This window comes from Gordonia sp. N1V, assembly GCF_029269935.1.
GTDB classification, from domain to species: domain Bacteria; phylum Actinomycetota; class Actinomycetes; order Mycobacteriales; family Mycobacteriaceae; genus Gordonia; species Gordonia polyisoprenivorans.
The window spans coordinates 182,172-197,896 of sequence record NZ_JARJDD010000007.1; the positions used below are offsets into that span (position 1 = coordinate 182,172).

Here is a 15,725-nt window from a genome sequence, read left to right on the forward strand (position 1 = left end):
GTGCCGGCGCACCGTCGTGGTCGTCGGTTCCTCGCCGGGCACTCTGGCATCGAGTGAAGAACCGAGCGCCCGGGTCGGGCAACAGTTGCCGAGGGGTTGCACCCGAGGCCTTACGATCGTCGATGTGGCCAATCGGTTGTCCCCGCGCGAGGCGATGTACTACTTCCTGGATCCGGCGGGCGCGACCAGCCATCTGGGGGCGCTGCTGATCTTCGACGATGCCGGCCCGCCCGCCGGGGCCGCACCCGACGGGGCCCAGCACGTCCTCGACTATCCCTCGCTGGTGTCGTTGGTGGAGAACCGGTTACAGCTCGCGCCGCGCTACCGGCAGATCGTCCTGCCGGTGACGATGGGTCTCGCGCGGCCGGTGTGGGTCGACGATCACGACTTCGACATCAACTTCCACATCCGCCGCTCCGGGCTGCCCCGCCCGGGCACCCTGGCCGAGCTCGGCGATCTGATCGCGCGCGTGATGTCGCGCCCGCTGGATCGGTCCCGGCCGCTGTGGGAGATGTATCTGATCGAGGGGCTCGAGGGCAACGGATATGCGGTGCTCACCAAGAGCCATCGGTGTCTGGTCGACGACTTCGCCGGACCCGAGATCAGTCAGGTGATCACCGACGAGACCGCCGACGTCGTCCAGTACGAGCCCGACCTGTGGATGCCCGGACACCCACCTGGTGCGACGTCGCTGGCGATCGGTGCACTCGCCGAGGCGGTGTCGCGGCCGGGGGAGTTCATCGATTCGGTCGTCACCGGCAACGGCGTCGTCGGGGGTGTCCGCACGGTCGTCGACTCCACGGTGCGTCGCATCGGCGATCTGATCGGGGACGTGACCGACTCGGCGCCGCAGAGTCCGCTGAATTCGCCGGGCAGTTCCTCGCAGATGTTCGCGGTGTCCTCGGTGCCCCGTCGTGACTGCGCCAAGATCGCCGAACACCACCGCTGCACCGTCAACGATGTGGTGCTGGCGATCGTCAGCGGCGTGATGCGCCGATGGCTGTTGTCCTTCGACGTCGCCGCACCCATCACCGACACGGTCCGCGTCGAGATCCCGCTGTCGACCCGGGATCCGGGGGTGGCACCGGACGCCGAGCGGGATGCCACGTGGATCGATGTGGGTACCCCGGGCTTCGTGACGGATCTGCCCGTGGGAGAGGACAATCCGAAGGTGCGACTCTCGCAGGTCGCCGCGCTCGCCGATCGGTACGCCCAATCGTCGCGCCGGGTGACACTCGGTCCGCGTCCGCTGCTTCCCGAACTCGGTATGGTGCCGTTCCCGGAATTCAGCTCGTGGGCCTTCCGGTCGTTGGGCACTCGGGGCTACAACATCCCCCTGTCCATCACCAGCTCGCCGGTGTCGGATCGATATGTCTTGGGGCGCAAGGTGAGTGCTCTGCATGCGGTGCCGGGCCTGATCGCCGGACATGCGCTGTCGATCGGGGTGGTGGAGTATCTCGACCGATTGAACTTCGCGTTCACCGCCGACCGTGGCGTGATCGGTGATCTGCCCGCGCTCGCGGGTTATGTCGCCGAGTCGTTCGAGGAATTACTGGGGGCGCAGTGAGTGGGGCGCGATCGACTGGCCACGCCGCCCGCCGCTACGGGCCAGTAGGGTGAGCGCGTGCAGAAGCGAAGGACTCATCGATGAGGGTGTACTTTCCGGCGACGTTGACGATGCTGATGGAACTCGACGAGTCGGGTGAGTTCCGGCCGGTCGGCGGGACGGGATTCGCGTTGACCCCGGCCTTGCGCGAATCGTTCCTGTCCGGCGACGACGAGGAACTCGCCGAGGTCGCGATGCGTGAGGCCGCGCGGGCGTCGTTGCGGCTGCTCGCCGGCGAGACCCCCGCACCCGGCGACGCCCACGCCGATGCCGAACTCGCCGCCGATGCGGCGGGTACCAAGCCCGGTGTGATCCCGAAGCTGCCACCACGTCGGGCGGTCGTGGCCGCCGACGTCGAGAACCCCACCCTGCATCCCGAACTCGACGACGCCGTGGTCCGTGTCGCCGGACCGATCCCGCGCTCGGCGGTCGCCTCGGTGCACGTCGATGGGGCCGACGCCGAGGCCGCGGTGCGCAACGCCGTGGTCGTGATCGACGCCGCCGACCTCGGTGACGAGGACGCCGAACTCGCCGTCGGCGACGTCGAGGATCACGACCTGGGGTGGTATGCCACCCAGGAGCTGCCGTTCCTCCTCGAACTGCTCTGAGACGCCACACCGCCCCGGCGACAACCGCTGACGGCCGGTCGCCGACACACTAACCTACGCTCCCGTAGGTTACGGTGGTCCGGTGAGCGGATCGACGAGTTCGAGGATGGGCGCCATGAAGATCAGGGCTGGGGGAATCAGGATTCGGGACATCCGGGAGCGATTCGAGGAACCGGTGTCGGGGATCGCCGCCCGGACCAAGGGCGGGCAATGGATTCGCGCTGCGGTTGCCCGGGTGACCACCCCGCTGCTGCCCGACGACTATCTGCATCTGGCCAATCCGCTGTGGTCGGCGCGCGAACTGCGCGGCAAGATCGTCTCGGTGACCGCCGAGACCGAGGACTCGGCGACCATTCGTATCCGCCCGGGGTGGGGATTCTCCTTCGACTACGTGCCCGGTCAGTACATCGGCATCGGCGTGCTCGTCGACGGTCGGTGGACCTGGCGCTCCTACTCGCTGACCTCCGTCCCCGACACGACGCGCGACGAGGGGACCATCGCCATCACCGTCAAGGCGATGCCGGAGGGCTTCCTGTCCTCGCATCTGGTCAACGGCCTGACGCCGGGCACCGTCGTGCGGTTGGCCGCACCGCAAGGTGAATTCGTGCTCCCGCAACCACTTCCGGACAAGATCTTGTTCGTCACGGCCGGCAGTGGCATCACGCCGATCATCTCGATGCTGCGCACCATGGCTCACCGCCACCAGCGCACCGACATCCGGCTCATCCATTCCACCCCGACGCCCGCGGATCTGCTCTTCGGCGACGAACTGGCCCGCTTGCACGCCGACGGCGTCATCGATCTGCACATCCAATACACCCGGACCGACGGCAAGGTGACCCCGGACTCGCTGACCGCACTGTGCCCGGATTGGACGCAGCGGCAGACGTGGGCGTGCGGACCGGGCGCCTTCCTCGACATGGTCTCCGGTGTGTTCGCCGACGGTCATGCCGATCTACTGCACATCGAGCGGTTCGCCCTCGAGCGTGGCGTGGTGGGCGCGGTGGGCGGGACGGTGACGTTCGGCCGTTCCGGGCGCACGCAGGACGTCGACGGCGCCACCACTCTGCTCGAGGCGGGGGAGTCGGCGGGTGTCCTGATGCCGTTCGGGTGCCGCATGGGTATCTGTCAGAGCTGTGTGGTGATGCTCGACCGCGGATGCGTTCGCGACCTGCGGTCGGGCGTCGAACATGTCGAGGGTGAACGCATCCAGACCTGCGTCAGCGCGGCGGCGGGGGACTGCACCCTCGACGTCTGACAGCGCGCTGCGACGCCCCGCCGCCGTGCCCGGACCCGATCGATCGGGTGCAAACATCGCCCCGTCGCCGCAGACCCGTTAGGCTCGAACACGGCTGCTGTCGACCACGGAGGAGATCCGCGTGCGAGCCGAAGTGTCCCGACTGTCCGAAACGACCGAGGTTCCGGTCTGCTCCGACGGGGTGGTCACCCTGCGGGCACACCGGGGCGACGACATCGATCGCGTGGTCGGTTATGCCACCGACCCGCTGACCATGCGCTGGGCGCGCATGCCCTCGCCCTACGGCCGTTCCGACGCCGAGCGATTCATCGACGGGGCCCTGCGAGGTTGGGACGACGGCGACTCCATGACCTGGGCGATCGAGCACGAGGGCCGATTCGTCGGCAGCGTCGAACTGCAGGGCGCCGGGCGGATCGTCGAGGTCGGATTCGTCCTGCACCCCGATGCCCGGGGAGCGGGTCTCGCGCGTCGCGCGGTGGTGCTCGCGATGACGTATGCGGCCGCCGAACGCGACGTGGAGGTCGTGCGGTTCCACGCCGCCGAGGGCAATCTGGCGAGCCTTCGGGTCGCCCACGCCGCCGGGTTCACCCTGCTCGCGCGCCTGCCGGACTGGCTCGAGATGAACAGCCGCGTTGTCGACGCGTGGTGTGCGAAGTGGCATGCCGGCGACGACTTCGCACCGAAATCGCGGTGGCATGCCACCACCTTCGACACCGAACGATTCCGGTTGCGCCCGCTGGCCGAGAAGGATGACGAGCGGATCCGCGAGACCCTCGACGACCCGATCTCGCGCAAATACCTCTTCGAGCGCCCCGATCCGCTGTCGGTCGAACATGCGGCACTCGAACGCACCCGTAAGTGGTGGACCGCTGCTTGCGGGAACACCTGCACCTGGGCGGTCGCCGATCAGGAGACCGACGAATACATGGGCGACATCTCGATCTTCGCGATCGACGACGTCACCGGCGCCGAGATCGGCTTCTACACGCATCCGGCGTCGCGCGGCAAAGGTGTTCTGGGAGAAGCATTCCCGGCGGCGGTGCGCCACATCTTCGATGTCCTCGACATCCGGCGGCTGACGATGTTCGCCGCCGCCTCCAACGAGGGCAGTAGGGCGCTCGCCCGCAACGCCGGTTTCACCGAGTTCGGCACCCAGCCCCTGGCCGCGAGTTCCGACGGCCACATCGAGGATCTCGTCGGGTACGAGCTCCTGCGGGAGAACTGCACACTCTGAGCGGTCCCGACCGAGGTCGCACCGATGTCTGTTTCACCAAGGCTGGACAGCTCGCGCCCAGTAACCTACGCTATCGTAAGTTACGGAAACGTAGCCGTAGGCCGGAGCGGATTGTCCCGGCCGCGGCGTGAGGTGAGAGGAACCCATGGCGATCACCGACATCCCCGAATACGCCCACCTGTCCGAGTCCGACGTCGAGGCCCTCGGCGCCGAACTCGATGCCATCCGGGCCGACATCGAGGCGGCACGCGGAGAGCGTGACGCCCGCTACATCCGCAACACGATCCGCTTCCAACGCGGACTCGAGCTCGCCGGTCGGACGATGATCGCCGGCTCGCGCAATCGCGGGCTGTGGTGGGCGGGTGCAGCCACCCTCGGCGTCGCCAAGATCGTGGAGAACATGGAGCTCGGGCACAACGTGATGCACGGGCAGTGGGATTGGATGAACGATCCCGAGGTGCACTCGACCACGTGGGAGTGGGACAACACCGACCCCTCGGCGCATTGGAAGCACACCCACAACTACATCCATCACAAGTACACCAACGTGCTCGGCATGGATGACGACGTGGGCTATGGGCTGCTGCGCGTGACGCGCGATCAGCGGTGGCGGCCGTTCTACCTGGGCAACCTGGTGTACAACACGCTGCTCGCGCTGTTGTTCGAATACGGCGTTGCCGCACAGCATCTCGAGCTCGGCAAGAAGCGCCGCACCCCCGAGGCCAAGGAACAGTTCCGCCGGGATCTGGCCGACGTGGGCCGCAAGGTGGGCAGGCAGCTCGCCAAGGACTATGCCGTGCAGCCGACCCTGGTCGCCGCCGCAGCGGTGGTGTTGGGTGGCGACAAGCGGGATGCCGCAACGGCTTTCCGCAAGGCGGCGACCGCCGACGCGATGGCCAACGTCATCCGCAACCTGTGGACCAACGCCGTCATCTTCTGCGGGCACTTCCCGGACGGCGCCGAGAAGTTCACCAAGCAGGACGTCGACTCCGAGACGCAGGCCGAGTGGTATCTGCGACAGATGTTGGGCAGCGCCAACTTCCGGTGCGGACCGGTGCTGGCATTCATGAGCGGCAACCTCTCCTATCAGATCGAGCACCACATCTTCCCCGATCTGCCGAGCAATCGGCTCGCCGAGATCGCGGTGCGGGTGCGCGCGCTGTGCGAGAAGTACGACCTGCCCTACACCACCGGCTCGTTCCCGCTGCAGTACGCGAAGTCGTGGCGCACCATCGCCAAGCTGTCGCTGCCGAACAAATACCTCTCGGCCACCGCCGACGACGCACCCGAGACCGCGTCCGAACGTCGTTTCAAGCAAGGTCTGCCCGAGGGCACCAGATTGCATGCGACCGTCGACCCGTTGACCGGGCGGCGCCGCGGACTGCGCTCGGCGATCAAGTCCCTGCGCGAGCGTCGGCGGACCCGAGTGGGACGATCGTCCCAGGTGGTGGAGCGTCGCGCGGCATGAGGCGGGCTCCCCGTCTCGGCGCCGCAAGCGCATAATGGACACCGATGGCAATCACCGACATCAATGAGTACGCACACCTGACCGACGCCGACGTCGAGGCGCTCGGGGCCGAACTCGACGCGCTGCGTCGCGAGATCGAGGCCGACCGCGGGGTGCGCGACGTCACCTACCTGCGGCGCACGATCCTCGCACACCGGGTCCTCGAGGTCGCCGGCCGTCTCGCGCTGCTCGGCAGCCATCGGCGGTCGTTGTGGCTGCTGGGCACCGGCGCGCTCGCAGTGGCCAAGATCATCGAGAACATGGAGCTCGGGCACAACGTGATGCACGGGCAGTGGGATTGGATGAACGATCCCGAGGTCCACTCGACGACGTGGGAATGGGACATGGTGTGCGCGTCGCCGCACTGGAAGCACTCCCACAACTACATCCATCACAAGTACACCAACGTCGTCGGCATGGATCACGACGTCGGCTACAAGATCCTGCGGGTCACCCGCGACGAGCCCTGGGAACCGCGACGCGCGCTGCAGCCGCTGTTCAACGTCATCCTGGCGGCCACCTTCGAATGGGGCATCGGCCTGCACGACCTCGCGCTCAAAGAGGTCATTCAGGGCGAGAAGCCCAAAGAGGTCGCGATCCCGCAGATGAAGGAATTCGGTCGCAAGATCGGCAAGCAGGTCGCCAAGGACTATGTGTTGTTCCCGGCGCTGACCGGCCCGAATTTCCGGCACACCCTGACCGCGAATCTGACGGCGAATCTGATCCGCAACCTGTGGGCGTACGTGGTCATCTTCTGCGGTCATTTCCCGGACGGCGCGGAGAAGTTCACCGTCGACACCCTCGAGGACGAGACCCAGGGTCAGTGGTATCTGCGACAGATGTTGGGCAGCGCCAACTTTCACGCAGGCCCGGCCATGGCGTTCATGTCGGGGAACCTCTGCTACCAGATCGAGCACCATCTTTATCCCGATCTGCCGAGCAATCGGCTCGCCGACATCTCGGTGCGCGTGCGTGAACTGTGTGAGAAATACGATCTGCCCTACACGACCGGCTCGCTGTGGGTGCAATACGGCAAGACGCTGCGCACCATCAACAAACTCGCGTTGCCGGACCGGTTCCTGCGCGACACCGCCGACGATGCACCCGAGACGGCGTCGGAACGGCGCTTCGCGGGCATCGACAAGGCGCTCGGTCTGCGCTCGGCCATCGCCGAGGCCCGGCGCAGGCGGCGGTTGCGCCGTCGCGCGCGCTGAGTCGGACTTAGGGCATATCTCCCAATTCCCTTTGCGCGTCTTTGCGGCTCGATGGTCCCCTGGCGGCGTTGTCGTCGGTCACGATAGCTCCGCTATCGCTCCCCTTCGAGGCTCGTGCCTCGCACCTCAGGACGGCGCCTCCTCCGCCTTGCCAGGAAACCATCGACCTCGCAAATCCATCGCAGAGGAATCGGGAGACACGCCCTAGACCGCCTGGACTTCGCCGCGCAGCCGTTGCTGCGCGGCGACTCCTTGCACCGAGTGCTCGCGCTCACCGATCGCGAACGCCGCCCACAGCACGATGCCGAGTACTGCGGTGGCCGCACCCGCAGCGCACACCAGGTTCCAGCCGCCGATCTGATACGCCCACCCGCCGAACGCCGAACCCGCGACGCCACCGGCGAAGTAGGCCACCATGTAGGCGGTCGTCAGCCGAGAGCGTGCCTCGCCGTCGAGCGAGTACACCGCGGCCTGGTTGGCGATCTGCACGCCCTGCACGCCGAAATCGAAGACGAGCAGCGCCAGGATCAGCACCAACACCTGATGCGCACCCGCCCACAGCAGCCCCCAGCTGAGAAGCTGGACGACCCACACGCCGTACTGGGTGTGGCGCAGATAGCCGCGGTCGGCGAGTCTGCCGACCCGCGGGGCGGCCAGTGCGCCGGCCACCCCGGCCAGACCGAACAGCCCGATCTCGGCGTCGGAGAAGTGATACGACGAGCCGTGCGCTCCGGCGAGCAGGAACGCGATCGCCGTCCACATCGCGGAGAAGGCGGCCATGTTCAGCCCGCCGAGCACCATGCGGTGACGCAGGACGTTCTCCGTGCGGATCAGCGTCGCGATCGAGGCCAGCACACGCGGATACGAGGTGCTGTTCGAGCGCTCGACCGCGGTGTGCGGCGCCCGCCACCACACGGCCGCGGCCATCATCACCTGCATGACCGCGGCGACGACGAGCACGGTGCGCCAGCCGCCCGCCTGCGCGATGAGACCCGACAGGACGCGCGAGAACAGGATGCCGACGAGCAATCCGCTCATCACCGTGCCGACGACGGCGCCGCGTTCACTCGGCCCGGCCACCGCCGCGGCCCACGGCACGACCACCTGCGCCGCCGACGCCGACACCCCGACCGCGAACACCATGATCATCAGGACCGCGTAGGTGGGTGCCGCCGCGGCGATCGCCAAACCGATGCACGACACGACCAGCAGCCCGCCGACGAGCCGTCGGCGGTCCAGGAAGTCGCCCAGTGGTACGACCAGAGCCAGACCGATCAGATAGCCGACCTGGGTCACCGAGATGATCAGGCCCGCGGCCGTCGTCGAGACGTGGAGGTCGCCGCCGACCTCGTGCAGCAGGGGCTGCAGGTAGTAGAGACAGCCCGCCGAGGACCCCGCGGTCACCGCGAACAACAGCACGATCACCCGGCTGAGTCGGGTGGTCGGGGAGGAGGTCGTCGAAGCCATGTGTCCATGGTGCGGCGCGGTCGCCGTGAAGAAAAGCGATAGATTCTGATGGCCACATCTACATGGAAGATGATGGCCAGGTCGGCGGGGGAGTGAGAGGGCGATCACGATGGAACTGCGGCAACTCGACTACTTCCTCGCGTGCTGTGAGCATGGCACCTTCACCGCTGCGGCACGGTCGATGCAGGTCGTGCAGTCGGCGGTGTCGACGTCGGTGGCCAAACTCGAGCGCGAGGTCGGCGCGCAACTCTTCGATCGCACCCCGACCACGCTGGTGCTCACCGAGGCCGGGCGCGCCGTCGTCGAACCCGCTCGAGCCGCGGTCCGGGCGCGCGCCGAGATCGTCGACGCCCTCGCGGCGCTGCGCGGGGACATCCGCGGTGATGTCGCGGTGGGTGCCTTGGTCAACATCGTCACCATCGATCTCGCGGAGGCGTTCGGGGCGGTGCATCGGCGGCATCCGGGTGTCGCGATCGCGATGCGGCAGAATCCGCAGGGCAGTCAGGGCAACATCCGCGGGCTGCGCGACGGAACGCTGGATCTGGCACTGCTCGGCGGTCCGGATCAGGAGATCCCCGGCATCACCGTGTACCGGCTGGCCCGAGAGCCTCTGGTGCTCGTGGCCCACCCCGACCACCGGCTGGTTCGGGCCGGCGGCTTCGCGGCCGCGGATCTCGCCGCCGAACGCACCATCGACTACCCGCCCGGCTGGGGCACCCGCGCGGTGACCGACAAGTGGCTCCCGCATCGCCGATCGGTGATCGAGGTGGCCGATCAAGATTTCGGTATCCGGTTGGCGCTCAACGATTTCGGGGTGACATTGGTGCCCTGGAGCGTCGCCCACGACCACGCCGGAGCGGTGGGGGTGCCCTGCACCGACCGTGATCTCGACTGGGTTGTCTCGATCGCGCACTCCTCGGTGCGCTCGCCGTCGACGGCCGCCCGGGCGGTCCTCGACATCGTCCGGGAGGTGACGACGCGGACCGCCTGACTCTACATTTGTACCAATGTCCGGACAAATGAAGTGGAGACGATGGTGAGACTGGGATTGGTCGGTTACGGCGCGGGTGGACGGATCTTCCATGCGCCCTATATCCAGGCGGTGCCGGAGATCGAGCTGGCCGGGGTGGTCACCGGCAACCACGACCGCCGTCGCGAGGTGGCAACGGACCTCCCGGGAGTTGCGGTCTTCGACTCACTCGGCGATCTGCTCGATGCCGGCGTGGACGCGGTGACCATCACCACGCCGCCGCAGACGCGCCGTGACCTGGTGCTCGAGGCGGTGTCGCGGGGCGTGCACGTGGTGGCCGACAAGCCCTTCGCGCCGGATGCCGACGGCGGTCGGGAACTGGAGCGGGCGGCGGCGAGAGCCGGTGTGCTGCTGAGTGTGTTTCACAATCGCCGCTTCGACGCCGATTTCGCGACCGTCACCGGTGTGCTGCCCGAACTCGGTGACCTCTGGCGGGTCGAGTCGCGCTACGACCTCGACGAGGCCGCCGGACTCGACGCAGGCCCCACGGGTGGACTGTTGCGCGACATCGGCGCACACCTCGTCGATCAGATGCTCACCCTGCTGGGACCGGTCGAGTCGGTGTACGCCCACCTCGACCGGGTGGATCTGCCGGCCGGTCGGACCGACTGTGGATTCAGCGTGGCGATGACCCACCGCAGCGGCGCCTTCTCCACGGTGACCTCGAGCAAGCTCAACCACGTCGTGTCGCGACAGTGGCGGCTCTACGGTTCGCGTGGCGCATACCTCAGCGACGGCACCGACGCGCAGACCGAGCAGATCCTCGCGGGCAAGCGGCCGGCCGACGATCCGGCGGGGTGGGGATTCGAACGTCCCGACCGGCTCGGGACGCCGCACACCGCCGACGGCGCCCGGACGGTCCCGTCGGCGCAGGGGCGTGCCGACGAGTACTATCGGCGATTCGCCGCAGCGGTGGATCACGGCGCGCCCCAGCCTGTCCCGGCGTCGGAGGGAATTGCGGTGCTCGAGGTGCTCGACGCCGCACGACGCAGCGCCGACGAAGGGGTCCTCGTACACCTCTGACGACCCTGCATCTCTGACGACCGAACCCCGTGGGCGAGACCGAATGGTCTCGCCCACGGGGTTCGTCGGTGTTCGGTTGTCGTGCCGTGCCTGCGGTCAGGCTGCTGCGGTCACCGCGGCCGGGCTGCGGCTGTCGTGATGGGCTTCGAGGTGCTCCTCGAGGCCTTCGAGGGTGATGCCCTTGGTCTCCGGCACCGATCGGTACACGAAGGCCAGCGAGGCGAGATTGACCAAGACGAACAGTCCGAAGGTTCCGGTCGAGCCGAGTGCCGAGTTGAGCACCGGGAACAGGAACGAGATCAGCGCGTTGGTGCACCAGAGGACGAAGACCGCGATGCCCATCGCGAAGCCGCGGACGCTGAGCGGGAAGATCTCCGAGAGCAGCAGCCACACGCAGGTGCCGATGAACATCTGCACGAAGGCGACGAAGGCCACCATGCACGCGAGGATGATGTAGCTGCGTGAGGTCGTCTGCGGCAGCAGGAATGCCAGGGCGAGGGCGGCCTGGGTGATCGCGACGCCCGAGAAGCCGATCAGCAGCATGGTGCGGCGGCCGATGTAGCCCAGCAGGATGATGCCGATGATGGTGGTGACCACCGAGGTGACGCCGACCGCGATGGTCGCGATGAGTGCGGCGCTGACGCCCAGTCCGCTCTGCTCGAGGATCGTCGGTGCGTAGTAGTTCACGGTGTTGATGCCGGTTGCCTGCTGGATGATGGCCAGCCCGCAACCGATCAGCACGATCCGTCGAATCCACGGCACGTCGCGCACCACCGACAGCGGGGTGCGGCCACCGCGCATGTGCGTGATGTGATCGACGATGGTCGCGTACTCGGCGTCGGCCTCGTCGGGTGTACGGCTGCGGCCCAGGACGTTTCGTGACTCATCGAGGCGGCCCTTGAGGGCGTACCAGCGCGGCGAGTCGGGCAGGGCGAGCATGCCCAGCAACAGTGCGACCGCGGGCACCGCGGCGACGGCGAGCATGACGCGCCACACGTGCGGGTCGGTGACGATGTGGTCGAGCAGCGCGTTCATGGCGAAGGCCAACATCTGACCGGTGACGATCATCAGCTCGTTGATGGTGACCATCCGGCCACGACGCTCGGCGGGCGCCATCTCGGCCAGATAGAGGGGGCAGGTGACCGCCGCGGCGCCGACGCCGAGGCCGAGGATGATGCGGGCGATGACCATGATCGCCACATTCGGGGCGAGGGCGCAGCCGACGGCGCCGACCAGGAAGACCAGGCCGCACAGCAGCAGCGTGCGCTTGCGCCCGAGCCGGTCGGCCACGCGGCCGCCGAACAGTGCGCCGAAGGCGGCGCCGGGGAAGAGTAGGGCGCTGACGACGGTGGCTTCGCCGAAGGCCGAGAGGTGGAGATCGTCTTTCATGTAGAGCAGCGCACCGGAGATCACTCCGGTGTCGTAGCCGAAGAGCAGTCCGCCGAGAGTGGCGATGACGGTGAGCTTGGTGAGAAACCGCCTGTTGGAAGCGGCTGATGTCGTCGTAGACATGGAAACCTCGATTTCCTGGGGAACTAACGCGCGTTACTAACGCGTGTGAGTAGTACTATGTCCTGACAAAGCGATTGTGTCAAGTGTCACTCGGAAACGGGGTTAGTCATGACGACCACTGCAGGGTCCCGGCGTCGGCGACCGACCATGGCCGACGTGGCCGAACGCGCCGGCGTGTCGCGCACTTTGGTCTCGTTCATCCTGGCCGGCAAGCCTGGTGCGGGGGAGGAGACGCAGCAGCGCGTGCTCGCCGTCGCCGAGGAGTTGGGTTACCGTCCCGACTCGGTCGCCCGGATGCTCGCCCGGGGTCGGAGCCGCACTCTCGGCGTGCTGGTCGACATGTCGCAGTTGTTCCAGTCCGAGCTCGTCACCCACATGTATCCGGCGGCCGAGGCGCTGAACCACGACGTGTTGTTGACGGCGAACCTGCCGGAGCGCTCGGAGGTGTCCTCGCTCGAGCGGCTGATCGATCACCGCTGCGGTGCCCTGATCGTGCTGGGGCCGCACACCGACGGCGCCGAGTTGCTCCCGGTGGCCGCACGCGCGCCGATGGTGGTGGTGGGCCGGTCCCTGGCCGAGGACGTTCTGGGCTCGGGTGGGGTCGCCACAGTACGCACCGACGACCATCTCGGTATGGCGCAGGCCGTGGATTATCTTGTGGGACTGGGGCACCGGGACATCCTGCACGTCGACGGCGGTGACGGGCCGGGGGCCGGCGACCGAACTCTCGGCTACCGCACGGCGATGCAACGGCACGGGCGCTCTGGGCACATCGCGATCGTGGCCGGTGCGCACAGCGAGGACGCGGGTGCGCGCGCAGCACGAGAACTCCTGGAGCGCAGCAGGCTACCGACAGCCATCCTCGCCGGCAACGACCGCTGTGCCCTCGGGCTGCTCGACGTGTTCACCCGAGCCGGTGTCGACGTCCCCGGCGACATCTCGCTCGTCGGCTACGACGACAGCCTGCTGTCCGACAACCCCCGGATCGATCTGACCACGATCCACCAGGACGCAATGGGAATGGCCACCACCGCAGTCGATCTCGCCGTCGCAATGCTCACCGACCAGTCCGACGGCGGCGACGACGTCGTGCTCGAGCCCTCGCTGAAAGTGCGCGGCACGACGGCTCCACCCCGCGAGCAGCGGTAGTGCCGGGTGGTCGCCGAGCCCCCCGGATGGTCGCCCCCAACCGGACCGGTGGTCGAGGTGCGAGGCGCGTGCGCCGAGCCTCGAGACCGCTTGCCGTGGTGCTGGTTCCGGACCACCACACAGAGAATCCCGCTCGCAGCGGGGGTCTCGAGGCCTCGTCGCTGGCGCTCCTCGGCACCTCGACCATCGGGGAAAGGTGACGCGTTGTTCCGATCGGGAAAGACGACGGGACGTTTCCCCCTCGATCGAGAGAGCGGACGGGGCGGTCCCCTCGATCGGGGTGGTGTCCCCTTCCGATGGTCGAGGTGTGAGGCGCATGCGCCGAGCCTCGAGACCTCTTGCTACGGTGCTGGTTCCGGACCACTACACAGAAAATCCCGCTCGCGGCGGGGGCGTGCCGCGAGCGGGATTCTCGGTGTGTGGATGCGTCGACTCAGGTAGCCGCCGTACGTCGACTCATCGCACAGGCCTGATCCTCCGGGGAGGTGATCTCAGGCGTTCTGGGGGAAGCCGAGGTTGAGTCCGCCGGCGGCGCCGGGAGCGGAGCGAGCGGGCCGAAGTTCTCGACCGTTGGGGTCGAGCCAGCGGCTGGTGATGGCTTTGGCGCGGGTGAAGAAGTGGATGCCTTCGGTGCCGTGGGCGTGGGTGTCTCCGAAGAGGGAGGCTTTCCAGCCGCCGAAGCTGTAGTAGGCCATGGGGACGGGGATGGGGACGTTGATGCCGACCATGCCGACTTCGACTTCGTTCTGGAAGCGTCGGGCGGCGCCGCCGTCGTTGGTGAAGATGGCGGTGCCGTTGCCGTAGGGGTTGGAGTTGATCAGCTCGAGGGCTTGGTCGTAGGAGTCGACGCGCACGACCGACAGGACGGGTCCGAAGATTTCGTCGGTGTAGATGCTCATGTCGGGGGTGACGTTGTCGAACAGGGTGGGCCCCAACCAGAATCCATCGGCCCCACCGTCCGCGTCGACACCACGGCCATCGAGAACGACGGTCGCGCCGGCTTGTTCGCCGGCGTCGACGTAGGAGGCGACCTTGTCGCGGTGGGCGGCGGTGACCAGCGGTCCCATGTCGGAGTTCTTGGTGCCGTCACCGGTGGTGATGGTTCGGGCGCGTTCGGTGATCTTGGCGACCAGTTCGTCGGCGATGTCGCCGACGGCGACGGCGACCGAGATGGCCATGCAGCGTTCGCCTGCGGAGCCGAAGCCGGCGTTGACCATGGCGTCGGCGGCGAGATCGAGGTCGGCATCCGGGAGAATGATGGCGTGGTTCTTCGCGCCGCCGAGGGCTTGGACGCGTTTACCCGCGGCGGTGCCGGTGGCGTAGACGTATTGGGCGATCGGGGTGGAGCCGACGAAGCTGATGGATTTGATCGACGGGTTGGTGAGGAGTTCGTCGACGGCGGTCTTGTCGCCTTGTAGGACGTTGAACACGCCGTCGGGCAGTCCGGCTTCTTTCCAGAGTTCGGCCAGCCAGATCGAGGCGGTGGGGTCTTTTTCGGAGGGTTTGAGGACCACGGTGTTGCCGGCGGCGATGGCGATGGGGAAGAACCACATGGGGACCATTGCGGGGAAGTTGAAGGGGGAGATGATGCCGATGGGTCCGAGGGGTTGGCGGATGTTGAAGACGTCGACCTTGGTGGAGGCGTTTTCGGTGAATCCGCCCTTGAGCAGGTGCGGGATGCCGCAGGCGAATTCGACGACTTCCTGGCCGCGGGAGATCTCGCCGAGGGCGTCGGAGAGGACTTTGCCGTGTTCGGCGGTGATGATCTGAGCCAGCTCGCCCTTGTGCTCGTTGAGCAGTTCCCGGAAGCGGAACAGGATCGAGGTGCGCTTGGCCAGCGAGGTGTCACGCCAGGCGGGGAACGCCGCCGCGGCGGCGTCGATCACCGCGCGGGCGTCGGCGACATTGGCCAACGCGACCTGCCCGGTGACCTGACCGGTCGCCGGATTCGTCACCGGCGCAGTGGCATTCGAGGTACCCGGGTAGGGCTTGTTGTTGGCCCAGTGGGAGACGGTGGTGGACATGGAGGTACTCCTGTTCTGCGTCGCGTGCTGTCACGCGACGCCGAAATCAGTGGGGGACTTGGTGTGTGGGCAGTGAGCGGGGTATGTCGGTGA

General features: G+C 67.5%; 12 protein-coding genes. 9 read left to right on the forward strand and 3 right to left on the reverse strand.

What is annotated here, in order from left to right; genetic code table 11:
- Positions 1-124: 124 nt before the first annotated feature.
- The 6 genes from P3L18_RS11695 (at position 125) to P3L18_RS11720 (ending at position 7,427) form a co-directional block, all read left to right on the forward strand.
- Complete coding sequence (locus tag P3L18_RS11695; RefSeq protein WP_006370355.1) at positions 125-1,567, forward strand: wax ester/triacylglycerol synthase domain-containing protein; 1,443 nt, start codon at positions 125-127, stop codon at positions 1,565-1,567.
- A gap of 80 nt (positions 1,568-1,647) precedes the next feature.
- Positions 1,648-2,214, forward strand: a complete 567-nt coding sequence (locus tag P3L18_RS11700) for a hypothetical protein (protein WP_276114136.1) — start codon at positions 1,648-1,650, stop codon at positions 2,212-2,214.
- A 115-nt stretch (positions 2,215-2,329) separates the two neighbouring features.
- The gene (locus tag P3L18_RS11705; protein ID WP_020170495.1) at positions 2,330-3,472 is read left to right on the forward strand and encodes a ferredoxin reductase; all 1,143 of its coding nucleotides are present in this window, start codon (positions 2,330-2,332) and stop codon (positions 3,470-3,472) included.
- A 121-nt stretch (positions 3,473-3,593) separates the two neighbouring features.
- Positions 3,594-4,706, forward strand: a complete 1,113-nt coding sequence (locus P3L18_RS11710; RefSeq protein WP_006370352.1) for a GNAT family N-acetyltransferase — start codon at positions 3,594-3,596, stop codon at positions 4,704-4,706.
- A 145-nt stretch (positions 4,707-4,851) separates the two neighbouring features.
- The gene (locus P3L18_RS11715) at positions 4,852-6,174 is read left to right on the forward strand and encodes a fatty acid desaturase (RefSeq protein ID WP_006370351.1); all 1,323 of its coding nucleotides are present in this window, start codon (positions 4,852-4,854) and stop codon (positions 6,172-6,174) included.
- Between the two features lie 44 nt (positions 6,175-6,218).
- Positions 6,219-7,427 carry a fatty acid desaturase gene (locus tag P3L18_RS11720; RefSeq protein WP_014360914.1) on the forward strand — a complete coding sequence of 403 codons (1,209 nt, stop codon included), beginning with the start codon at positions 6,219-6,221 and terminating at the stop codon, positions 7,425-7,427.
- A 204-nt stretch (positions 7,428-7,631) separates the two neighbouring features.
- Here P3L18_RS11720 and P3L18_RS11725 read toward each other — a convergent pair whose 3' ends face one another.
- Positions 7,632-8,894, reverse strand: coding sequence for an MFS transporter (locus tag P3L18_RS11725; RefSeq protein ID WP_006370349.1), 1,263 nt, complete (start codon positions 8,892-8,894; stop codon positions 7,632-7,634).
- A 109-nt stretch (positions 8,895-9,003) separates the two neighbouring features.
- Between P3L18_RS11725 and P3L18_RS11730 the strand changes: the two genes are divergently transcribed.
- Complete coding sequence (locus P3L18_RS11730) at positions 9,004-9,885, forward strand: LysR family transcriptional regulator (protein ID WP_276114137.1); 882 nt, start codon at positions 9,004-9,006, stop codon at positions 9,883-9,885.
- Between the two features lie 42 nt (positions 9,886-9,927).
- The gene (locus P3L18_RS11735; protein ID WP_276114138.1) at positions 9,928-10,947 is read left to right on the forward strand and encodes a Gfo/Idh/MocA family oxidoreductase; all 1,020 of its coding nucleotides are present in this window, start codon (positions 9,928-9,930) and stop codon (positions 10,945-10,947) included.
- Between the two features lie 96 nt (positions 10,948-11,043).
- Here P3L18_RS11735 and P3L18_RS11740 read toward each other — a convergent pair whose 3' ends face one another.
- Positions 11,044-12,459 carry a sugar porter family MFS transporter gene (locus P3L18_RS11740; RefSeq protein ID WP_006370344.1) on the reverse strand — a complete coding sequence of 472 codons (1,416 nt, stop codon included), beginning with the start codon at positions 12,457-12,459 and terminating at the stop codon, positions 11,044-11,046.
- A 108-nt stretch (positions 12,460-12,567) separates the two neighbouring features.
- Here P3L18_RS11740 and P3L18_RS11745 point away from each other — a divergent pair, with 108 nt between their 5' ends.
- Positions 12,568-13,608, forward strand: coding sequence for a LacI family DNA-binding transcriptional regulator (locus P3L18_RS11745; RefSeq protein WP_079930602.1), 1,041 nt, complete (start codon positions 12,568-12,570; stop codon positions 13,606-13,608).
- Between the two features lie 491 nt (positions 13,609-14,099).
- Here P3L18_RS11745 and P3L18_RS11750 read toward each other — a convergent pair whose 3' ends face one another.
- Positions 14,100-15,632, reverse strand: a complete 1,533-nt coding sequence (locus P3L18_RS11750) for a CoA-acylating methylmalonate-semialdehyde dehydrogenase (protein WP_276114139.1) — start codon at positions 15,630-15,632, stop codon at positions 14,100-14,102.
- Positions 15,633-15,725: the final 93 nt, after the last annotated feature.